Raw genomic sequence first — 22,614 nt, 5'->3', positions numbered from 1 at the left:
GAAATAGTCTTTTCCTATATGCACCGATGGGAAATTGAGCAGAGCTTCCGCTTCGGAAAATCAGAACTGGCTATGGAATCCCCCAGATTATGGTTCTGGGAAAATAGACTCAAACTCTTAGCTATTGTCGCTTTAGTGTATGACTTCCTCCTACAACTCTTGAGGGGATGGAGATCCTGGGTCTTTTTATTCCTCAGGAATTGGTGCCATAGAACAGGAGAGCGGTACCGATCTGCTTCGATACCGCTCTACAGGTTAAGGCTAGCCATCCACTGGTGTCTCTTTTTCGCTTTAGCTCAAAATTCGGGATGACTCATGTTTGTGTTTAATGGATAATCGCTGGCTTATTCCTCGATCGGGTCCGCAAATGAATCCGCCCGGGAAACGATCAGATAATCGGCTACCAGCCGTTCTTTATACAATACCCCATCCGGAACCATCAATTCTCCATTCTCATTGAAATCGGTAGCGGAGATGGGTTTCACTACCCGCCAGATACCGCGGTAAGTTACTCCGTTAGCGGTGTAAAGGGCTTGCTTGCCGCCAATGTCATCACCCATGGAAAAAACGACGTAGTATCCGTCGGGTGCCGTCATCGGTTGTTTGCCGGCGGAGGCAGACTCCTGCAAAACGGGAGAGTTGCCCAGGCCCACTACCGGATAGCGTTTCAGATTATTTTTTGCCGGACGGCGCACTTTATAGCTCTGGCCCTGTCCGGTACCATCGTAAATGATCACCACATCGCCTTTACCGAGACCGTCGAAGCCTCCCTGGGCGATTACATCAGTAGGTGTGATAATTGCGGCAAGAGCAAATACCGCCGCAACCAGAAGCGTACATTTAAAAACCTTCATGACTATAGTTTTTAGATTTTGGGAATTCATTGAGAACGTGTAAACCCTAACACATATTGAATTTAGTTGTACCCGTTTCCTATTCAGCCTAAAATTAATCAGAATCTCGAAGATAATTAAATATACTTTTTTCATCATGCTATTTTGAGCGATGGCCGATCCGGGAACCGGCCGCCGCTCACTTATACGATCAGGTGCAGATCGCCGAATTCGTGCCACAAATAGTCCCTTTCCAGGGCCGCGCGGTAGGCGATCTCCAGGTGATGACGCCCGGCCAGGGCTTCCAGCATATGCAGATGGGACGCCCGGGGTTCGTGAAAACCCGTGATCAGCCCGGTGATGATCTGCATGCCACTTTCCGCCTTGATGTACAATTCCGTCCAGCCTTCCTTTTCCCGGACCTGGCCATGCCGGTCCACCGCCGATTCCACCGCCCGACCGGCTGTAGTGCCCACCGCGATGATCCGCCGGCCCTGCTGCCGGGCTGTATTGATCAGGCTCGCCGTGATGGCCGGCACCCGAAAAAATTCGGGGAAGGGTTCTTCGTCGGTTTCCAGACTGGACACTCCCGTATGCAGGGTGATTGGCGCAAATTGCACTCCTTTGATCAACAGTCGGGTGATCAGGGGATGGGTGAAGGCCCTTCCTGCGGAAGGCATTTCGGCGCTACCGGCCTCGGTGGAAAAAGCGGTCTGGTAGTATTCCAGCGGAAATTGCTGTTCATCGTAGCGGATGGGTTTCCCGTAGCGGTGCAGATAAGGTAGGGGCACAAGCGGGAGGTCCAGCCGGATCTCCCACAACTGCAGATGGCGGGTATCGGTGGTTGATCCGGAGTGGAGATCCAGGAGGGTAGCCGTTCCCCCACCGGGTAGTGGAAATACCGCACCGGCCTGTCCCAGAAAATACCGTTTGGGTCGGCCCTGCACGATCTCCCGCAATTCACCGCGCCAGGTAGTATCGCTGATCTGGTTGGACAGGTGAATTTTGCCTCTGCGGCCCGTGGGCAACACAATGTCCAGGGCTGCGGGTACGGTGGCGGAGGTATTTACCACCAGTACATCGCCCGCCTGCAGGAAACGATCGATCTCAGCGAAAGTAGTGTGGAATACGCTGTCGGTATTCATTTTGGAAACGAGTAGTTTGACGGCATCCCGTTCCAGGCCCCGGCTTTCGGTAGGCAGCGGCCGGCTTAGATGAACCGGCAGTTCAAAATCAAGGGCGGATATTGTGGGTGATTGCATGGCAGTAATTTTTAGAATCAGTAGGTCTTCAGACCGCGATGAGTCAAATGTTGACAAAACGTGGAAAGGTAGAAATGTGGAAACGTTGTAATGTTGGGTCGCTTTCACTTCAGCATGGTCAGGAAATATTCGGATTTCCAGGGGGAAGTGGGCGGAGTCAGCAGTTCCTGGGCGGTATACCGTCTGCTCTCCGGATGAGTTTGGATGAGTTTCAGTAGTGCCGGTACGGCCGTTTCTTCGGGCAGTGGCCGGTCGCTGATATCCTGCCCCGGGAAGGCCGCCTGGTGCATCTCCGTACGCATATCACCCGGATCAAAGGCGTAAACCGACCAGTCCGGCTGTTCCTTGGCCAGGATGGCGGTCCAGTGATCGAGGGCCGCTTTACTGGCTCCGTATCCTCCCCAGCCCTCGTAGGCCTCAGCGGCAGCGTCACTGCTTACATTAATGATGGTGGCGTTGGTACTTAGATAGGGGCGTACTTTTTGCAGGAGCGAAAGCGGCGCGATCACATTGGTGTGGTAAATGTTATGCAGGGCATTGGTTGCGTAATCGAGCAAAGCCGGCTGGGGCGATGCACCCAGGGTGGAAGCGTTGTTGATCAGTAGTTCCAGAGACCACTGTTCCCGTTCGAGCAGTTCCGCAAACTGGAATAAGTGGATCTCGTCGCGAACGTCACCGGAGATGGCAACGACCTCTCCGAAAGTTTCCAATTTACGTTGTGCATCACGCAATTCCTGCGCGTGCCGGCTGTTGATGATCAGGCGCCAGCCCCGCTTGGCGAGTGCTTCGGCAATGGCCAGTCCCAAACCTTTGGAGGCACCGGTGATCAGTGCGGTTGATCTTTGATCTTTCATGTCTTTTGGTTTTTGTATACCACAAAGATCAGGCTAGAAGGGCGGCCATTCACCGGGCAGATGGCGGGTTTTGGACCTGTACTTTGGTACAGGTGGGTGGAATATTGCGGCATTAAAATGGGAGCGAGATAAGAGGTATCGATAGCGGTGACGCTTTACCGGAAAACCTTTAATACCGGATCTTTTAGACCGATAGCAGGCCCCTTTGCAGCGCCGTTTGCACTGCCTCCGTCCGGTTGGCGGCATCCAGCTTCTGCAGGATCGCGCTGACGTGGAATTTCACCGTTCGTTCGGAAATGAAGAGTTCATCGGCGATCTGTTTGTTGGTCAGCCCCGATTGGAGCTGGTGGAGCACTTCCAGTTCCCGTGGAGACAGCGGCGGACCGGGATATTTGATCTTTTGCGGCTGTCGCTGTTCCGTTTCGGCCATCTCTTTGAGGGTGTCCTGCATTTCCTGGATGGCTTCCATCAACTGGCCGGCCAGTTGTTCGGATTCGCGGAGACTCTGATCAACATCGCTAGCTGCCGGCAACTGGGCCGCCTGCAGTTTGATCAGCAGTCGGTCCAGGGTAGGCAGGAGTTGTTCGCCCAGGCCCCGGCTGAAGCGTTGCCGCTCTTCGGCGGCGCCCCGGCTTTTGCTCTGCTCGTACAGCTGGGTGCGAGTAATGGCCATACTGAGCAGTTCGCCGATGGTATGGAGCAATTGCAGCTTGCGTTCCGTCATTTGCTGGGATTCCGAACTGAGCACATTCATGATCCCGATCTTTTCCGGACCGGAGAACAAAGGTACGCTGGCGTGGTAGCGGAGCCCCGCCGTTCCCTGCTGCAGGTCTTTTAGCCGGGAGCAGGTGATCTCGCTGATGTTGACGGTAGTATCCATGCGGTCGCTCAGATACTTTTCGATGCACCAGCACCAGCCGGACAGGCGCTCCGGGTGTTGTTGGAATGCCGGCGGTAACTGATGAGAAGCGGCCAAGTAAACGGACTGGGTCTGCGGGTGTACCAGCCAGATCCAGCCGGTATGCAGGTCGAGCAATTCCACCGTATACTGCAGACTACTTTGCAGCGCCGTCCGCAGCTCTACCGCCTGATTCAGCTGGTGGGCGATGGCATTGATGATCTTTAGCTCTTTATTCTGCAGGTTTAATTGCTCGCGATCCAAGTTCGTTATCAGTTAGGCATCAGTAAATACTATCCATGATCTCCTCAAAATTACCAAAACCATCGGTTTTATGGAATTCATCCGCCAGATCCAGAATGTTGTGATGTTTGATAAAGAGGATCCGGATGCGATTTTCGTCTACGCGGTGAACTTCCGCCCGCATGAATTCCTTTTTGGTGATATTGTCAAAAAGGATCAATTCTACCCGTTTGGCATCGATCACCTTATTGACTTTGTAATGGATCGCGTTCCATTCGTATAAATCGGCGAAAAGGTCTTTATCCCGGGTATAATTCCCGAAACTTCCGTCCTCGCGAAAGGCCACCGCATACTCACGGTCATTGAGCGATTGCCAGAGACCCTGGATAGCGGTATCATCAAAGTATTGTTCGGATTGACATCCGGCCAATGAAAATAAGATCAGAAAGAACAGGATGGGGTGTTTTGACAACATGGGTTGGAAGAATTTAGTTAGTCCGGTAATAGTTAGGATGAAAGAGTAGCTGGAGAACTTGAAATTTACAGATGACTGGATGCTGCGGTTACGATCTTCATGGGCCCGACGATCTTAGTTGTAAATGTATTGCCGTCGGTTACCCGATTTTATAATCTAAATAACGGACCGTTTTTTTAGCCGGTATCGGAGCCGGGGATTTTAACTTTCGTAACGCCACTCGTAACGCCGACTTCCAGTCGGCGGACACACTAATGGGAAGTCGGCGTCACAAAAAAAATTATCCCGAGGCAACCCTTTGGTCCCCACCTCCTGAATAGATAAATACAAACCAATTGCAAACAATCATGAAGAAGCCAAGTATTTATCTGTTCTTTTCCCTGCTCTTTTTCTGCGCCTGCGAATCAGCCTCCATTGAAACGGAGGTGATGGTGCTGGAAAACGATTTCATCGAAGCGGAGATCGATGACAATATGGTTCGATTTGACGGCTATCGCTTTGGACAGGACGAAAGTTATTACACCCCCGAAGAATTGCATTTTACCCGAACCACCAATGATGGAATGGAAGATATCAGCATCACGGTCCTGGGGGTAGACCTGAAAGATGAACTGGTTGGCCGGGAAGTAAGATTTGGCCGGGCGAACGATCAGGGTGAGGCGGAAGGCCCCCGGGTAAATATCAGACTGTTGAGCCGGGAGCAGGGTGGCACCAGCCACTGCCCGTATTTGACGTCCCATTATTACGACCTGGAGGGAACCCTTTTTATCGAAAGCTGGTCCCCGGAAAGCAGTATCTTAGAAGGCCGCTTTGAAGCTGAAAAAGTTGTCCCGAATACTTTTTCCCCGGATAACAGCTCACTGATCGGTGATCCGGGCAGGCCGATTGATGAGCTATTTACCAACCGGCGTTTACTGCTCCGGGAGGGGTATTTCCGGGTCTGGTTGCAGCCTCGTTAAAAAATGGCCGTTTGCTATCGGTCCTGTCTAAAAGCCGTTTAAAAGATAGCCATTAACGCGCAAGAGTTCTGATGAAAGAAAGCCGTCCGTCACTAACCGATATCATTAAAGCTTGCCGTCAGGGTGAGGAGTCCGCACAGTTCGCACTATACGAACGCTACTACTCCTATGCGCTGACGGTAAGCCTGCATTATTGCCGAAACCGGGATGAAGCGGAAGAAGTGGTACAGGATGCCTTTGTCAAAGTATTTCGCTCACTGGAGCAATTCGATGTTCATCAGCCCTTCAAACCCTGGCTACGGACGATCACGGTAAGAACGGCTATCAACCATTTTCGGGCCGGTCGCAAAGCCGATAAAATATTGGGTATGGAAGCGGTGCAAAAAATGCCGGGGGTGGAGAATAAAGCCCTCAATACACTGGCCGAAGAAGAGATCTACCGGCTTTTGCAATTGCTGCCACCGGCCTACCGGCTGGTGTTCAACCTGTATGTATTGGAAGGTTATAACCATCCGGAAATTGCCGAGCTGCTCGGGATCAGTGTGGGCACTTCCAAATCCAATTTAGCCAAGGCACGTCGGAAATTACAAAAGTGGAGTGCTCCTTTTTTTAGGCCAATTCGCAACAGCTATACATTATGAGCTATCTGGAAGATAAGCTGAGAGAAAGTATTCAGCACGAGCGCAAATTTGCACCCCCTCCGGGGCAATGGGAGGCTATCTACAGCCAGATCGCAAAAGATCCGGCACCACCTCCGACGTCGATCGGAAGGTATTTGTTGGTTTTCAGTCTGGTGCTAGCTTTTACTGCCGGTTTATGGCTGGTCCGAAGCAGCCGGATCGGGATGGGCGACAGGCCGGAACGATCAACCTCGGACATCGGTGCCTTCCCGCTTCGCGGCCCTGCCTTGCCTCCGGGGGAATCGGCTAGCGCCCGGCCTGCCATTGCTCCTGATCTAACAACAGCTGCTCCTGCCGAAAAGACCAGACCAACCGCTGTGCTCAAAACGGTAGATCCACTACCCGCAGCAATACGGGAAGTTGGGGAGAAGCCCGCAGTGATCGGACAAGCGATCGATTTACCGGTTCACCCGGAACAGTCGTCAACGGCAGCTGCTCAGTCACCGGAAAGCGATAGCCTCATCCCCCGCAACTTATCGGACCATCTGTGGGAACTGGAAATGAGCAAGGAATTCCGGGACTTTGCGGTACTGGATAATCTTGAATCGTCCCCAATCGCCGCGGTAGCCATAGCGGAAACGGAAAAGATCAACTATCGGTCCATCAAGAAGCCGGCACCGAGCTATTGGTATTTTCAGGCCAGCTGGCAAACCATTCCGCGGGGCCGAAATGGCGATTTTAAATTTTACCAGGTGCAACCCAATAAAGCGGAGCCGGTCTACGTCCCGCTCGAAGGAGGTCAGGAATGGCTGGAGCTTTATCCGCAATACACTGAAGGGGTTTTCGATAAAGGAAAACGGTGGGATCAAAATTATGGTTTCACCCTTGGCCGGCAGTTCCGCTCCGGTTTTGATATCAGTATCGGCGCTATGTTCTATTCCGAACCGGATACCCGGCAGGAAGTATTGGCTCGGGTACCGGACAATCCCGGACAGGCTTTTGTGCTGCGCACCCAGTACTGGGAAGCGACTTATGCGCGTTTGGATGTCCGTTATATGTTTCGACGCCGGCATCCTTTTAAATTTTACTTTGGGGTCACTATCGTCGGCTTGATCCAGGATGAAAACATTGTGGAGGATCGTTTTTACTTCCCGGAAAGGGGAATCGACCAATTGATTACCAGCCAGGTGTATCGGGGCAGCGATCTTTTCTACCTGGCCGTACCCGCAGCCCGGGCCGGCGTATTGTGGCGGTTGACGCCCAACTGGCAGGTCGGCCTGGATGTGATCATGACCCTTCCCGGTGTACAGGTGCAGTATAATTTTCCCTGATCGATTGCAGCTCTCCTGTAATGCCGATCGTAACGCCGACTTCCAGTCGGCGAACACACCGACTGGAAGTCGGCGTTACGGTCGGCGTTACAATATTTACCCACCAATACCATAAAAAACCTACTAAAGCTTACCTTTAAAGAAACAAGCAAGTCAAATCAAAACATTCGAAGAACCATGATCCAACGATTATCTCTGTTGCTGCTGGGGTGCCTGGCAGCTTCTTTTCTGTACGCTCAGACCGGTAAGGTCTACGATAACCTCTCCATGACCAGCAAGATCCTGGACAGTCAGCGCAAGTTCGCGATCTACCTGCCCCCGGATTACGAGACTTCCCAACGGAGCTATCCGGTCCTGTACCTACTGCACGGCGCCGGCGATGACCAGACGGGCTGGGTACAGTTCGGCGAAGTATTACGCATTACCGATGAGGCCATCCGGGAGGGCAAAGCTACTCCGATGATCATTGTGATGCCGGACGCCGATACGGGCCAGCGGGGCTATTTTAACGACATTACCGGCAAGTGGCGTTACGAAGATTTCTTTTTTGAGGAACTGATGCCTTATGTGGAGCAAAAGTACCGCATTAAAGGGCAAAAGCGCTTCCGTGCGGTGGCCGGCCTGTCCATGGGCGGCGGCGGCTCCTTCATGTACGCCCTGCACCATCCGGAATTATTCTCTTCGGCCTGTCCGCTCAGTGCATACGTGGGGCCACTTTCCGTTGAGCAGATGGAGGCCGGACTGAAACGGCGGGATATCAGCTACGCAGCGGCCGACCTGCAACCCTATTACGAACGGCACAATGCGGTTTCCCTGGTAGAGAATCTGCCGGCAGATGACATCAAGTCCGTTCGCTGGTATATCGACTGCGGTGATGATGATTTTCTCTACGAAGGCAATAGTCTGATCCACATCGCCATGCGGAAAAAAGAGATCCCGCACGAGTATCGCGTTCGTCAGGGAGGACATACCTGGACCTACTGGCGGGAGGCCCTGCCGGTGGTGCTGGGCTTTGTTTCGGATGCTTTTCATCAATATTAAAAGACCGGGTTCTCGGAATTTACAGACTACCTGGAGATCTTTTCACCTTCACAATCAGCTAACATGCTTAAATATATTTTGCCCATTATTTTCCTGCTGCCGCTCTGTTCTACCCACGCTCAATCCGGTAAGGTCTACGATGATGTGTCCATGACCAGCAAGATCCTGGACAGTCAGCGCAAATTTGCGATCTACCTGCCGCCGGATTACGAAACGTCCCAACGGAGTTATCCCGTCCTCTATCTGCTGCACGGCGGCGGGGACGATCAGACGGGCTGGGTGCAGTTCGGAGAAGTATTGCGTATTACAGATAATGCCATCCGGGAGGGCAAAGCCACCCCCATGATCATTGTGATGCCGGACGCCAATACCGGTCGGCGCGGCTATTTCAACGACATTAAGAACGAATGGCGCTACGAGGATTTTTTCTTCGAAGAACTGATGCCCTACGTTGAAAGTAAATACCGGATCAAGGGCTCGAAACGCTTCCGGGCGATTGCCGGACTGTCCATGGGCGGCGGTGGATCGTTTATGTACGCGCTGCACCATCCCGAGCTTTTTTCCTCGGCCTGTCCGCTGAGTGCATCGGCCGGACCTCTATCCGAGGAGCAGATGAAAGAACGCCTGGCCCGGCGGTACGACGATAATACGGATTACCCGGCGGACGTGATGCAGCAGTACTACGAACGCCACAGTGCGCTGTTCATGATGGAAAATCTACCGGTGGACGATATCAAATCCGTACGCTGGTACATCGACTGCGGTGATGATGATTTTCTCTACGAAGGCAACAGCCTCATCCACATCGCCATGCGCAAACGCGAGATCCCGCACGAGTACCGCGTTCGTCAGGGCGGACATACCTGGACTTACTGGCGGGAGGCCCTGCCGGTGGTGCTGGGCTTTGTTTCGGATGCTTTCCATCAGTATTAAATACAAACGAATGAATGCCGTTCCGGTAAGTATTGTCCGGGACGGCATTTATCCATCCAACCAGGTCCGGAAATCCGGGCAGCGTTCCCGGCTGACGATCACCGCTTTGGCGGCGAACGGTATCTTTACCTTGAGGCGACTGTTACTGATGCTGACCACATCCTCGATCGCCCGGTCGCGGAGCAGCATCTGGCGGTTGATCCGGAAAAACTGCCGGGGATCCAATAGCTCTTCCAATTCCGCCAGGGTATACTGCACGGGGTATTTTTTTCCGCTTTCGGTAAAAAGATAGGTCAGTTTGTGCTGACTTAGGAAATAGAGTACTTCTTCCGTGGGGATCAGTTTGAGGTGATCCCCGATCTTGACGGCAAAGCGCTGTTTGTATTCCGGCTGCATGGACCGGAGCAGTTGCTGGATCTGCCCGGGCGAGAAGGCGGGCGGTGACTCTGCCTGGGGTTGCAGTTGTTCCAGTTTGGCGAAAGCCATCCGGAGGGCCGGTTTGTCAATGGGTTTGAGCAGATAATCCACGCTGTTGACCTTGAAAGCGCGCAGCGCGTACTGATCGTAGGCGGTGGTAAAAATGATCGGCACCCGGACCACCACTTCCGAAAAGATCTCGAAGCAGGTACCGTCGGCCAGCTGGATATCGGTAAAGATGAGGTCGAACTCCCCGTGCGATTTGAGCCAATCGACTGACTCCCGGACGGTCGGCAATTTGACGAGTATATCGGCATCGGGCCGGACCTGCCGGATCATTTCCTCCAGGTGCTCCGCCGCGAAATGCTCGTCCTCGATGATCACGATCCGCTTCATGCCACTTTAATTATGGGGAGTTTGACGGTGAAATGATCGGTGTCCTGCGTCACGATGACCGCTTTGCCGCTTAAAAAGCTGTAGCGTTTTTTAATATTTTCCAGTCCGATGCCCAGGCTTTCGGTGAGCGTATTTTTGGGTTGGAGATTATTGCGCACCACGAGGTAATCTCCTTCGGTAAAGATGCGGATCGTCAGCGGCCGGTCGGCCGAGATCGCATTGTGCTTGATCGCATTTTCGATCAGCATTTGCAGGGCGAGAGGCGCAACGAGTAGATCCGGCGTTTCCGGAAGATCCAGTTCTACGTGCAGGTGCTCACCGAAGCGGATGCGCTGCAAAAAGACAACGGCTTCCACGAATTCCACCTCCTCCGCAAGCGGCACGAGTTCATCTTCCTGGCGATCCAGCACGTAGCGGTAGACCTCCGACAGCTTCTTGATAAAGCGGGCCGAAAGATCCGCATCGCGGTAAACTAGCCCGGAAAGCACATTCAGGCTATTGAACAAAAAATGCGGATTGACCTGGGCTTTCAGGGAGGCCAGTCGGGAGGCTACCGATTCGGATTTGAGCTGCTCGTGCGCTACCGCCAGATCCCGCCAGGAAAAAAGAAAACTACGGGCCGTCAGAAAAAGGGTAATGATCAGGGTAACGATCACGGCCGTGAAATTGTAATTGACGATCTGCCGGAAACTCAAAGTCTGGAAATGGCCGTCCTCCAGAAAGGAGATAAACTGGTACAGGGCCATGCTGGCGATGAGGGTATAGACCACATGCCCGATAATGCCGATAAATAACCGCTGGGTGGGCCGTTCCTTCCAGGAAATGTAGCGATCGGGAATATCCGCTACGAATTCATTGCCCTTCCACAAAAATACCCAGAGCAGACCGCTGTAAAGAAAATCGTCCCAGGTGTATTCGATCCGGGCGATACAATCCCGGCAAAACAAAAAAGTAGAGCACAGACCCACTGCGAACAACAGTAGGGTCTCTGCCAGATGTTTTTTCCAGGTTTTGGGTTGATCTGCCATGGGTGTGAAGATATCATTTTTTAGGCTGGATGAAATACGGGTATTGGGTGCTAACACCCTTTCTCCTTTTTACTGTGGCCGGCCCAGGCTTCTCCCCAGGCGGGATCCAGTTTATGGTCCGGGCGGTCCGTTGCAAAGAGGTCGATCGCCTTTTGCAGGGTCTTACAGGCTTCTTCGTTACCGTTGCCGAAAAACTGGGCGGTACCGTACTGCATATCCGAGAGCAGCAGGTAAGCCCGCGGGTTGTCCGGATCGAGCGCAATAGCTTTTTGCAAAGCCCCCATAGACATGCCGGAATATTGCGGTCCCCGGGAAGCCGGATCGATGGGGATACGCAGCATGTGAATAAATCCCTCCAGGGCCAGTAGCTCACTGTTGTTGGGGGAAAGGGTTTTGGCGGACTGGATATGTTCCAGCGCGGCGTCCAGGTGCTGGTCTTTACCGGCCGCATCTCCGGTATGGGTAGTGAGCATGATCCGGACGTAGGCGGCATAATAATGCGGATGCCACTTGTCGGTCTCCTTTTTGGCGATGCGTTCGAAGGTATTGCCGGCCTGTTGCAGGGCTTCGGGCGATTGGGCGGCGTACAACTTTTCAATAGCGGCTTCCATCGCAGCTTCGTACTGGTTGAACAGGCTGCCGGTAAACAGTAAGGTAATGACGGAAATGGTGATCAATTTCATGGTTTTGGATTTTAAAGAAATAATTACTGGTCGGTTATAGATGATGATTCGTGGCCTCTCAGGGAGTATGGTGTACTGCCTGAGTTTGGCCGATTTATAAATTGGGTAGCTGATTCAGCACCGCATCCGGAGAAAAGGTGATGAAAATGCCCGCGAACAGGAAGCGCGGCGCCGGAGGACGAATGGCCCGGCCGGGATAGCTGCCGTTCTCATCCGGCCTGGCGGCGTATTCGTAGCCGAAGATCTGCTCCCGCCCCAGCACGTTCGAGGCACTGAGGTGCAGGATAATATTGTCCCGGAAGAGGTAACTGAGGTTCGCACTGAGGTCCCGGTAAGCGGGAGTTCGCTCCTCCATAAACCCCGGCCGGTTGGGATCGTGGTAGGGCCGTCCGCTGCCGTAGGTATACGTCAGACCGATCTGGCTTTTCAGCCCGGTAATGAAGTGTTTGTATACCACGGAAAAGTTATGTCGGGCGGCGAAGTGGGGCGTTGCGGCGGAGGGATAATTCCGGTAATCCCGTTCGGTATCCAGGTAAGAATAGGAAACCCAGTAGTCCACATTGCGGAAAGTCCGGTTGTCCCGCCAGAAGAGGTCCACACCCCGGGCGTAGCCACTCCCGCCGTTGGATAACTGCTGCGGCAACTGATCTGCGCCGGTCGTATATTTGATGAGATCCCGGTATCGCTTATGGTAAGCCTCGATCCGGAAAGTCCGCTTGCCGGCGGTGATCTGATAATTTAGGATATAATGCTCGGCCTGCTCCTGCGCCAGGTCCGGAGACCGCATCAGCCATTCGTTCTGAACGGTCTGACGAAAGTGGCCGAACGCCGCCGAAAACTGACTGTTTTCGGTGGTTTTATAGGCCAGGGACAGGCGCGGCGCCAGATGCAGGTCCCGACTCAGCGCTACGTATTCGGAGCGCAGTCCAACTCTGGCCAGCAGCTTGTCGCTCAGATAAATATCCGACTCAGCAAAAAGAGCCCCCAACTGCTCGGTGAACTGGTAGCGATTCGAGAATTGATCGGGTTGGCGATAGTCCTGGAGAAAGCTACGGTTGAAATATTCCGTTCCGAATTTAACGGCGGCATTTCCGGAGAGCTGCCGGCTGAATACCAGTTTGCTGTGTAAGCCCTGCTCCCGTTCCTTTACCCGGGCCGTATTCAGTCCGATGTTTTCCCGGTTTTGCGTGTAGGAAAATCCTCCTTTCAGCGTCCAGTCATTACCGATCACTTCCTGGACCATGGCGTTCAGGTATCCGTAATTGTTGGTGATGCTGGTCTGCGTTTTTAGTTCCGGATCGAGCAGGTCGGTACGGTTGAGGGAGAAGGCCGATCGATTGAAATTGCCGAATAATTTGAGGATGCCGCTGCTGCTGATCTTTTTGCGATAGGCGACCGATCCTTCCCAGGAAGTGGGCGCATCGATCCAGTCCAGTTGCTGATCGATCAGCCCCAGGTAGGGATCGAGATTGGTGTATTGACCCTTGGCGGAAAGCGAAGCTTCTTCCCAGACCTGAGTGGTAGCCGCGTCGATCCCCACGCTCATCAGGGAAATATCGGTGCGTTCCTGGGGCGCCAGAAATTTGGATTGCAGGATGAGGGCGGAAGAAAGCGCCTGACCGTATTCGGCCGAATAGCCGCCGGTGCTGAAACTGGTTCCACTGAACATAAAAGGCAGAAAGCGGGAACGGCTGGGGGTATTGGGAGCGGCGGGGCTGTAGAAGTTCATCACCTGTAGTCCGTCGATGAAAGTTTTGGTCTCATATCCCTCTCCGCCCCGTACGAATAGCCGACCGGATTCGCCGACGGTAGTAGTGCCGGGCAGGGTATTCAGTACTCCGGCAATATCGGCGGTCGCGCCGGCCGTGGTGACGATGTCCAGCGGTTTGAGGACTTCCCGTTTCCCTTCTTCACCGGCATCAAAAGTGCCGGCGGTGATCACTACGCTGGCCAGTTCGAAGGCGTCTTCCTGTAGCACGATCTGCAGGTAAGTACTATCCTGCGGTAGAGGGATCTCCTGGCGGAATTCCGAAAAGCCCAGGTAGGTCACGATGAGTTCTTTATTGCTCGTTTCCGCAGTTTGAAAATTGAAATTCCCATCCGTATCGCTGGAGGTGCCGTCGTAGGTATCGGCCAGATAAACATTGGCTCCTACAATGGGGCGGTCTTGCTTATCCACAACCCGGCCACTGATCCGGCTCTGCCCGTTGGCGGCCGGGATCAGCAAACCGTAGATAAGGAAAAGGGAAAATACAGTCGGGAATTTCATCGGGTTTTTGCTTCAAATATGCCGGGTAGGGGAACGGGAAAGCAAAATTAGTTGACTGAGTTGTCGAATGACGGGGATGAGCTGTCGGGATCCGCTACTGATCTTGCGGGCAGGTCGAGAAAGGTAACCTCCTGCGGTTTACTCAAATTATTCGGTAGACCGCTCAACCGGAAGAACCGTTTATTCGATAGCCGGTGCTTTTCAAGGACAAATGGTTTAACTTTAATATACCGTAGCGCGCCCCGGATAAAGCGTAAAATGAGTTGTAAATGAATGAAATAGGTCGGTTTCGATCATGAAAAGATCGGAATATGGCCATTGAACGAGAGCTCCAGACTATCACCACTTCGCAAAAAAATTGTGCTTTGACTATCGAGCAAACCAAAGAGATCACGATCGCTATTCTGCCGTTCCGTCTGCTGAACGAACGGGAAACCCTCCATCCTATTCTGAGCGGTTTTGCCGAAGATCTCAGTATCGCCTTTTCCAAATTTATCGGCCTGTCGGTCATTTCCCATTATTCCACCTCCCACATTCGCGATGTCTCGGACCGCGAAGCGATTGAAGCCCTGGGGGCCCAGTATCTGGTCACCGGGAGTTTTCGTATGCAGGGCGAATGCATTCGGATCGGGATTCATTTGATCCGGACTTCCAATTACACCCTGGCCTTTTCCGATCAGCACGAAGAAAAACTCAATAAGATAATGACCACCCACGATAAGATCGTCCAGCAGGTGGTCAGTGTGTTGCAGCAGCAGGTGGATTACGATCTGCTTTCCTTTTCTTTCAAAAAGAAAACGGTACAGCTGGCGGCCTACGAGAAATGGCTGATCGGCCGGGAACTGTTGAAGAAAGGCACCGCCGAAAGTGATCAGGCCGCGCGGCAGTATTTTACCGAGGCACTGGAGATTGATCCGGCTTTCGCCCGGGCCTACACCGGCTTGTCCCTATCTTATTTCAACGAGTGGAGCTGCCAGCTCTGGGACCGCTGGGATGTCAGTCAGAAGGGCGCCCAGGAGAACGCCCTGAAAGCGTTGGAGATCGACGACAGCGACTACCTTTCCCTGGCGGTACTCGGGCGCACCTACCTCTTTTCGGCAGAATACGATAAGGCGGAACACTACCTGCGTAAGGCACTGCGCATGAATCCTAATGATGCAGACAATCTGATCCTGATCGCCTTGTCCTTTATGTTTCTGGGGTACAACGAAGAGGCGGAAAAATTGTACCACAAGGCCTGCTTCCTCAACCCCATGCGGCAGGAATCCTATTTTCTGTACGGTTCGAATATCTACCTGGAACTGGGCGATTACCAACGCGCCTTCGAACTGGGGCAAACCGTTCGTACCCAATCCGTCTGGGTAGATTTCTGGTTGTACATGGCCGGTGCCGCTTATTACCTCGGGGATACGGAGCAGATGCAGCATTACTGGGCGAAGTACAAGGAGACTTTCCAGAAATTCATCAACCGGGGCGAGCCGGCCACCGACCGGGAAGCCCTGCAGTGGCATATCGATGTCAATCCCTATAAAAACGGCACGCGGTTGCAGGAATTCCGGGATTTTGTCCGGAACGGTTGGAGCGGCACTGCCGAAACCGATCGGCCGGCACCGGCCGTTGCTGATACCAGTGCCTACTTCCTGCAAAAAGGAGAATTCTGGGAGATCGGCTTTGCGGGAGAAAGCGCCCTGCTCAAAGACGCCAAGGGATTTCACGATCTCGCCCGGCTGATCGCCGAACCCGAAAAAGAGTGGCACTGTACCGAGCTCATGGGGGCCGTGCTGGTCGATGTTCAGGAAACGGCAGCTCTGGACGCCAAAGCCCTAACTTCCTATCGGACCCGCATCCGGGAGTTGCAGGCCGAGCTGCAGGAAGCCGAACAAATGAATGATCTTGGCCGGACCGGCAGTCTGCAATCCGAATATGATCAATTGCTGTCGTATTTGTCCGGATCGCTCAATCAGAAAGGGCAGGCGCGGAACCTCGGCGCGTCTACGGAAAAAGCCCGGGCAGCCGTCACCTGGCGGATCCGCAGCGCGATCAAAAAGATCGATCGCCAACATACTGCGCTGGGCCGGCATTTAAGCCATGCCGTTAAAACCGGGAATTACTGTTCCTATCAGCCGGAGCGCCCGGTGGCATGGAAGGTATCGATGTGATGGAGTAGATATTGCTTCTTACTGTCCCAACTGCCAAAAACTCAACTGTAGCCGGGCTTCGAAACCCAGCCTTTCGTACAGCCCGATCGCCCGACTATTGGTTGTAGCCACATGCAAAAAAGGGATCTGCCCTTCTCCCTGAATATGCTGTACCGTACGGGTAATAAGCTGCCGGGCGTATCCCCGACCGGTATGCTCCGGATGGGTAACTACGCCGCTGACCTCCGTATATCCTTCCATCCGCATGCGCTCGCCGGTGACGGCTACCAGCGCTCCTTCCTTAAAAATGCCGAAGTAATTTCCCATCGTGGAGGTCTTGGACCGGAAATAGCCGGGTTGCACCAAATTGATCAACTGGATGAGTGCGGTCCGGTGTTCGGGACCGAGCCGGACGATCGTTTCCCGGATCTCCTGCTCAATGGGTTTTTCCAGGATCATCTGGAGAGTAAGCAATTCCTTTTTTAAAACCAGTTTCTTGCTGATTGGCGGGTGATCACCCACTATATAGAAATGATCGATCAGGTCCGCGTAGGCATCCATGCCGGTGGAAGTTGCGCCACCGGGAGCCATTCCTCCGAAGGGACAGTAGTCGGGATGGTAAAACCTGGTGCGGTCGAATACGAGGGCATGTTCCGAGTGGGTTTCACTGAGGGCGGACCATACTGGATTATCCAGTTTTTCGTGCGTTCCGGGCATGGTGTTTTGATTGATGAAATGGAAAAAATAAGGCCGGTATTTAGCGGAAAACGGCCCGCTACAATCGGGCATTCGGTTTCATCAGGGATGGGCGATCAACATGGATTTTTTCAGAAAAACGATACGACCTCCGAAATCGTTCTACGGAACCCCCGGAATGCCGGATTTTACGGAAAAAGTTTCCCGGACTTACAACTTTCCGGGGCCGAACTTACGATGTAAGGCAAAAACTTACGCCAATAGGGTTGACAACCAAATTGATCCATTTATAAAAAATACTTGATCATGCCAACCCCAATCGAGATCCTTTTAGACCCATTATCCCTGACGGTTATTGCCATGTACGCCGGCCTGATGATTTGGGAAAGTGTATTTCCCGCCAGAGAATTGCCCGAAGTGCCCGGCTGGAAACTGCGCGGCTTGACCGCCTTTGCCGTATTCTTTTACCTGTCTTCCTACCTGCCGATGCTGACCGATCCTTTTCTGGAAAACTATCGCCTGCTGGACCTGTCCGGTTTGGGAGCCGTCGGTGGCGCCTTAGTCGGCGTACTGGTCTACGAATTTGGCCTTTACCTCTGGCACCGGGCCATGCACCAGTCCGATTTTTTGTGGCGTACCTTCCACCAGATGCACCACAGTGCGGAGCGGCTGGATACCTACGGGGCGTTTTTCTTCAGTCCGATGGATATGATCGGCTTTACGCTACTGGGTAGCATCTGTTTTGCCCTGCTTATCGGTCTGGATCCGCAGGCGATCACCCTGGTATTGCTGCTGACCAACTTCCTGGCCATCTTCCAGCACGCCAATATAAAGACCCCGCAATGGCTCGGCTACATCGTGCAGCGCCCGGAGGCACACGCCTATCACCACGCCCGGGGCATTCACCGGAATAACTATTCCGATCTGTCGGTATTTGACATCCTCTTCGGTACTTTTTACAACCCGAAAAACTTCGAGAATGAGACCGGTTTCTACGACGGCGCATCCGGTAAGATCGGCGAAATGCTCGCTTTCAAAGATATTTCGGAGCCCGACTCAACGTACACCGTAAAAAACCAAAACCATGCGCACGAAGAGGTTATTTGAGCAATACTGGCTCACGGACGGCGGCCTGGAAACGACCCTGATCTACCACTACCACATTGATCTGCCCCATTTTGCCGCCTTTGAACTACTGAACAAACCCCATTACCAGTTGCTGCTGCAGTCTTACTACCGGCAGTATCTGGACCTGGCCCGCAAGTACAGCACCGGCTTTATTCTAGAGAGTGCCACCTGGCGGGCCAATCTGGACTGGGGGTACAAAATGGGCTATTCGCCCTCCGAACTGATCGACGTCAATTATATGTCCATCTGGCAACTCCGCAAATTGCAGTGGGCGTATAAGGATACGGTGCAGGATACCCTGATCAGTGGTTGTATCGGGCCCCGCAGTGACGGGTATCAGGTCGGCCTGACAATGAATGTGCAGGAGGCCGAGGAATACCACGCCCTGCAGGTCCATGCTTTCAAACAGGCGAATGCGGACCTGATCACCGCCATGACGATCAACTATACGGAAGAAGGACTGGGGATCGCCAAAGCGGCCAAAGCCTGGAATGTACCGGTGGTGATCTCCTTCACCGTGGAAACGGACGGGCATCTGCCCAGCGGAGAATCCTTGAAAGAGGCCATTTACCGGATCGATACGGAAACGGGCGCTTACCCACTGTACTATATGATCAACTGTGCCCATCCGTCGCATTTCTACCGTCAGATGGAAGGCGGCGGTTCCTGGCTACTGCGGCTGGGCGGGGTTCGGGCCAACGCTTCCTGCCGGAGCCACGCCGAACTCGACGAAGCTACCGAACTTGATCCCGGCAACCACGCGGAACTGGCAGAGTGGTACGGTAAATTGCGACAGCAATGCCCCAACCTGCGCGCTTTCGGCGGTTGCTGCGGAACGGATGCCAGCCATCTGGCCCTGATCAGTGAGACGCTTTTCGGCAACGATAGAAAGGCCAGCTGTTCCCCCTTGCGCCTGATCGGTTAAACCGGTCGGCGTCCATTGATCTTAAGCTTTGGTCTAAAAATAAAGACCTAAAACCCAAATCACCCGACATTGTAGTTTGTTTTGATAGGCGTGGTCCCCGATCGGGCCACCATATTACGCTAAGGGCCGTAAAGAGTGATCACGATCTCTTTGCGGCCTGGCGCCTCCCCCGGCCTGCAAACCATTTTTTCATCTCCTAAAATCGGGTTATCATGAGCAGTTACATTTACGAGAACAACAACACCAAAGCTTTTTACGCCCTGGCCTGGATCGCCTTCTGCATCTCCTTTATCGGAATGGCAGTAGGTCTGGTCACGCTGGAAGCGGCCTTCGCAGTAAAAGGTTTTCTGGGCATGTCCTATCTGTTTAGCGTAACCGCCTGTTTCGTAGTGGCCAAGGTCGTTCGGGACAAGCACGAGTCCGATCGTTTCATCAATAAGGTGGAACATGCCAAAACCGAGAAATTCCTGAGCGAACACGTCGATCCCGTCCGCGGCTAAGGCTCCGGCCATTTCCGCCGATCCATTATCCGAATAATCATCGGAGGAAGCGTTCAATTACTCGGGTCCCTATAAGCAATTCTTTTTAAGATCAGACCCAGACAATGAACGCTCCCTCCAAACATTCCAACGTTTCCACATTTCCACGTTCCAACGTTTCCACGTCACAACATTTCCACGTTCAACATTTTTATCCAAAACTCCCTAGCACTGATCGAAGAAGCTTTATGCAAAAAGGCATTTCCCGTATTATGGGACGTATCAAGCGAATCAGGGGTTAAAAGTTCCGTAGGGACGAGATAAAGGTAGCCCGTCAAATAATTCGGGAGATTCAGCGTGCCGTAGGTACGCCATATGGTTTTACATGGCGTACCTACGGCACGCTAAGCCGGGAAATGATCATTTTGTTACCCACATTTTGTGCCTAAAAGCACATTAATTCCAAGTTTAATTCCTGATGGGCATGTATCATCCGGTAGTATTGACTAAAACACTAAAACGTCCAATTATGCAGTACCAAAAAATTGTTTCGGGAAAATTTCTGATCGAATTGCATAATAGCTGGTCGGGGCAGGAATCGGTATTTGTCAATGGCCAGTTGGTATCGCGTAAGGGTTCATTTTGGGGAACCAATCACTGTTTCACCGTGCAGGAAGGCGGGGAATTGGTACGGTTTATCCTGACGACCAAAGTGAAAAACGGCATGCAGGTCGTGTTTGACCTCAGCCGGGACGGGAAAATGGTAGCGGAGGACGTGGCCATCCCCTACGGCTCCATGCCCGAAAAGCCCCATTTGAAACTAAAAAGATCGGCCCAAAAGCACCTGCAGGAATATGAATTGGATCTGGCGCTCGAACATCTGGAAGAAGCCCAACTGCTGGCGCCGACCGATCCGGAATTGTTTTTCCACATGGCCTGTGCCTATTCCGTACTGGAGCAACCCCTGAAGGGTTTTGAATGTCTCCAACGAGCCATCGAACTCGGTCTGCAGGATCAGAGTACGATCCTCTCCCACGATATGCTGGCCTACCTGCGCATGCACCCGGCTTTTTCGGATTTCAAAGCCAGTGGGTACAGCCGGTTTGGGAAAGTGTTTTTCAAAAAAAGAAAAGAAGCGATCGAGGCCTGATCAGCCGGAGTACTCCTCCGGTTTATTCCAGATAGATCTTATGTTTAAAAGGGGTATAGCCGGTGATGTACACGCTATACCCTTCTTGTTTGGGTAGGGTACCCCGCATCTGAGACCATTTGTGGGTGACCGCACCCGGGCCGAACCGGATCGTATGTTCCCCCAGCTGGTAACTCCCTTCGCCGCTTTCCAGAAAATAGGCATCCGCTACCTGCGGATCTTCCGTTACGCCGCTGAGCGTTCCGCCCTTTCGGAAACTCAACTCCCAGGCAACCGGCACGTGTTTGGTGCCGGTGATCTCGGCTTCCACTTCTACCCGGCCCTCGTTTTCCGTGATGGTGACGGTCATTTCCTGGTACTGGATCTCGCTCTGCCCGCGGGCGTCCCGGCTGTAGGTTTCCCAGTCGTTTTCTCCCGTTCGGATCTCCGGTGCGATCGGCTGGTAATACGGACCGGAAGCGCTCCATTTAAAGGTAACGGACTTGGTGTCAAAAACAGCTTCCTGGGATTCGAACTGTCCCTTGCCGAAGAAAGCAGCCCCCAGCCGCATGGATTGCAGTACGGCGCTGCCTTTCCGGTAAGCCAGGAAAGTCGGATTCCGTTCAATCACCGAAATGTCGGTATCGCCCCGACGAATGCGGAGAATACCCGAGTGCGAAAATCGGCGGACGTACTGATCCGGGATACGGCCGGCCGTGGGCATCTTTTTCTCAAAAATGGGCAACTCCAGCAGAGCGGGCAGGAAATGGGTAATGCGCTCCGGCATTTTCTCCTCGATCAGTTCGCAAACGGCAGCAAACTGCGGATCCTGATCCACGATGGCAAAATAGCGGTAAGCATAGTAGTATTCCTTGACGTATCCGGTATAGGCCCGGTCCTGACGATCCGAGGCGTCGGTAAGCACTTCGCCGTCCGGATGAATATAATACAGGCTCATGCTCAGGTTGCGCCGCACCACGTCCATCAGTTCGGGCCGGTCCAGCAACCGTCCGATGGTCAGGAACATCGTATTGCAGATCGGAGAATAGATACTGACGCTGCGTTCGGTGTACTGCCCGTCCGGGTCCATATCGATGCCTTCGCCCAACCACGCATTGACGCGATCTACCAAACGGGCATCGGGAAAAAAGGAAAAGACCCGGGCCAGGGCCGAACTGACCACCCAGCGGTGGTTGGCAGTGTGGATCCCGCCGCTGCGCAGGCACTCCGCCGCGTTTTGAAAAAAGTTTTCCAGTTTACCGATAAATCCCCGCAATCCGGGGCGTTCCATCCGTTTGAGGCAGGCGTAGACCGGACTCAGGTAATTGACGATGAAGGCCGTATCCGGGGTAGAGTGAAAATTGGTACTGTACAGGTCGATGGTGCCGTCCTCGTGTTGCACCCGCAACAGGCATTCGATGGCCCGCTCCAGCGGTTGTTCCAGCTCGGCCGATCGGTAATATTGGGAAGAAGGCGAAGCGTAGGCCCCTCCCAAGACCACCATAAAGGAGGTTGTGGAGTGTTCATTGGGCAGCTCGTAAACGTTCTTTAAACCGCCGTGCCAGCGGTCTCCCGGCTGATCGATCTGTTTTTCCAGCAGCCCCGGCACTTTTTCGTCATTGATGACCGTCAGCATCTTGATCACTTCTTTGGTCTTTCGTGGTGCGGAAGCGGCGGGATCCGCCCAGCCCAGACGGGGGAAAAGCGATAAGCCGGTGGTTACTACTCCGGAATTTCTGAGAAACTGCCTTCTTTTTTCATTCATACGGTAATGCCTTTGCTTTTTCTGTCATCCTGTACGAGCGGATTGCCGTTTTGAGGTCCGGACTGGAAACAGTCAGGCTTGCAGTCCCGTACGCAAAATGCAGCAAGGTTAG

The 22,614-nt window shown here is 53.2% G+C and carries 21 protein-coding genes; 10 read left to right on the top strand and 11 right to left on the bottom strand.

All coding sequences use genetic code 11. The features are described from left to right. Positions 1–344: 344 nt before the first annotated feature. From CRP01_RS39250 to CRP01_RS39230, 5 genes are all read right to left on the bottom strand, one after another. Complete coding sequence (locus CRP01_RS39250; protein ID WP_099155578.1) at positions 345–854, bottom strand: hypothetical protein; 510 nt, start codon at positions 852–854, stop codon at positions 345–347. A gap of 182 nt (positions 855–1,036) precedes the next feature. Then, complete coding sequence (locus CRP01_RS39245; protein ID WP_099155577.1) at positions 1,037–2,095, bottom strand: S-adenosylmethionine:tRNA ribosyltransferase-isomerase; 1,059 nt, start codon at positions 2,093–2,095, stop codon at positions 1,037–1,039. Positions 2,096–2,199: 104 nt separating this feature from the next. Then, positions 2,200–2,949 carry an SDR family NAD(P)-dependent oxidoreductase gene (locus tag CRP01_RS39240; protein ID WP_099155576.1) on the bottom strand — a complete coding sequence of 250 codons (750 nt, stop codon included), beginning with the start codon at positions 2,947–2,949 and terminating at the stop codon, positions 2,200–2,202. A gap of 184 nt (positions 2,950–3,133) precedes the next feature. Further along, on the bottom strand, positions 3,134–4,111 hold the full coding sequence (locus tag CRP01_RS42805) for a helix-turn-helix transcriptional regulator (RefSeq protein ID WP_099155575.1): 978 nt from the start codon (positions 4,109–4,111) through the stop codon (positions 3,134–3,136). A 19-nt stretch (positions 4,112–4,130) separates the two neighbouring features. Further along, a complete protein-coding gene (locus CRP01_RS39230) occupies positions 4,131–4,565 on the bottom strand; it encodes a hypothetical protein (RefSeq protein ID WP_099155574.1) in 435 nt (144 codons plus the stop codon). Between the two features lie 347 nt (positions 4,566–4,912). On the opposite strand from CRP01_RS39230, the gene CRP01_RS39225 reads away from it, so the two are divergent. From CRP01_RS39225 to CRP01_RS39205, 5 genes are all read left to right on the top strand, one after another. Further along, positions 4,913–5,524, top strand: a complete 612-nt coding sequence (locus tag CRP01_RS39225) for a hypothetical protein (RefSeq protein ID WP_099155573.1) — start codon at positions 4,913–4,915, stop codon at positions 5,522–5,524. 71 nt (positions 5,525–5,595) lie between these two features. Next, the gene (locus tag CRP01_RS39220) at positions 5,596–6,165 is read left to right on the top strand and encodes an RNA polymerase sigma factor (RefSeq protein WP_099155572.1); all 570 of its coding nucleotides are present in this window, start codon (positions 5,596–5,598) and stop codon (positions 6,163–6,165) included. After that, a complete protein-coding gene (locus CRP01_RS39215) occupies positions 6,162–7,475 on the top strand; it encodes a hypothetical protein (RefSeq protein ID WP_143473739.1) in 1,314 nt (437 codons plus the stop codon). The genes CRP01_RS39220 and CRP01_RS39215 overlap by 4 nt, the downstream gene beginning before the upstream one ends. A 177-nt stretch (positions 7,476–7,652) precedes the next feature. Further along, entirely contained in the window at positions 7,653–8,516 is an 864-nt protein-coding gene (locus CRP01_RS39210) for an alpha/beta hydrolase (protein WP_170110735.1), read from the top strand. Positions 8,517–8,579: 63 nt separating this feature from the next. Beyond that, positions 8,580–9,449 carry an alpha/beta hydrolase gene (locus CRP01_RS39205; protein WP_222845931.1) on the top strand — a complete coding sequence of 290 codons (870 nt, stop codon included), beginning with the start codon at positions 8,580–8,582 and terminating at the stop codon, positions 9,447–9,449. Positions 9,450–9,497: 48 nt separating this feature from the next. Here the strand turns inward: CRP01_RS39205 and CRP01_RS39200 are convergent, their stop codons facing one another. The 4 genes from CRP01_RS39200 to CRP01_RS39185 form a co-directional block, all read right to left on the bottom strand. Beyond that, positions 9,498–10,262, bottom strand: coding sequence for a LytR/AlgR family response regulator transcription factor (locus CRP01_RS39200; RefSeq protein ID WP_099155570.1), 765 nt, complete (start codon positions 10,260–10,262; stop codon positions 9,498–9,500). Beyond that, the gene (locus CRP01_RS39195; RefSeq protein WP_099155569.1) at positions 10,259–11,290 is read right to left on the bottom strand and encodes a sensor histidine kinase; all 1,032 of its coding nucleotides are present in this window, start codon (positions 11,288–11,290) and stop codon (positions 10,259–10,261) included. Before CRP01_RS39195 ends, CRP01_RS39200 begins: the two co-directional genes overlap by 4 nt. Positions 11,291–11,340: 50 nt before the next feature. Further along, entirely contained in the window at positions 11,341–11,973 is a 633-nt protein-coding gene (locus CRP01_RS39190) for a tetratricopeptide repeat protein (protein ID WP_099155568.1), read from the bottom strand. A gap of 94 nt (positions 11,974–12,067) precedes the next feature. After that, the gene (locus CRP01_RS39185) at positions 12,068–14,242 is read right to left on the bottom strand and encodes a TonB-dependent receptor (protein ID WP_099155567.1); all 2,175 of its coding nucleotides are present in this window, start codon (positions 14,240–14,242) and stop codon (positions 12,068–12,070) included. A 365-nt stretch (positions 14,243–14,607) separates the two neighbouring features. Here CRP01_RS39185 and CRP01_RS39180 point away from each other — a divergent pair, with 365 nt between their 5' ends. Continuing rightward, complete coding sequence (locus tag CRP01_RS39180; protein WP_170110734.1) at positions 14,608–16,401, top strand: hypothetical protein; 1,794 nt, start codon at positions 14,608–14,610, stop codon at positions 16,399–16,401. A gap of 18 nt (positions 16,402–16,419) precedes the next feature. On the opposite strand, the gene CRP01_RS39175 is transcribed toward CRP01_RS39180, so the two are convergent. Beyond that, positions 16,420–17,097, bottom strand: a complete 678-nt coding sequence (locus tag CRP01_RS39175) for a GNAT family N-acetyltransferase (protein ID WP_099155580.1) — start codon at positions 17,095–17,097, stop codon at positions 16,420–16,422. A 285-nt stretch (positions 17,098–17,382) separates the two neighbouring features. Between CRP01_RS39175 and CRP01_RS39170 the strand changes: the two genes are divergently transcribed. From CRP01_RS39170 to CRP01_RS39155, 4 genes are all read left to right on the top strand, one after another. Then, a complete protein-coding gene (locus CRP01_RS39170; protein WP_099155565.1) occupies positions 17,383–18,183 on the top strand; it encodes a sterol desaturase family protein in 801 nt (266 codons plus the stop codon). Then, positions 18,161–19,129, top strand: coding sequence for a homocysteine S-methyltransferase family protein (locus CRP01_RS39165; protein WP_099155564.1), 969 nt, complete (start codon positions 18,161–18,163; stop codon positions 19,127–19,129). Before CRP01_RS39170 ends, CRP01_RS39165 begins: the two co-directional genes overlap by 23 nt. 212 nt (positions 19,130–19,341) lie before the next feature. Beyond that, positions 19,342–19,629: a YiaA/YiaB family inner membrane protein gene (locus CRP01_RS39160; protein WP_099155563.1), complete on the top strand. Its 288-nt coding sequence runs from the start codon at positions 19,342–19,344 to the stop codon at positions 19,627–19,629. A 508-nt stretch (positions 19,630–20,137) separates the two neighbouring features. Further along, entirely contained in the window at positions 20,138–20,758 is a 621-nt protein-coding gene (locus CRP01_RS39155; protein ID WP_099155562.1) for a hypothetical protein, read from the top strand. A 22-nt stretch (positions 20,759–20,780) separates the two neighbouring features. Here CRP01_RS39155 and CRP01_RS39150 read toward each other — a convergent pair whose 3' ends face one another. Further along, positions 20,781–22,502, bottom strand: coding sequence for a hypothetical protein (locus tag CRP01_RS39150; RefSeq protein ID WP_099155561.1), 1,722 nt, complete (start codon positions 22,500–22,502; stop codon positions 20,781–20,783). Between the last annotated feature and the right edge of the window lie 112 nt (positions 22,503–22,614).

The organism is Flavilitoribacter nigricans DSM 23189 = NBRC 102662, assembly GCF_002646595.1.
Taxonomy (GTDB): domain Bacteria; phylum Bacteroidota; class Bacteroidia; order Chitinophagales; family Saprospiraceae; genus Flavilitoribacter; species Flavilitoribacter nigricans.
This window is presented reverse-complemented; position numbering and strand designations above follow the sequence as displayed.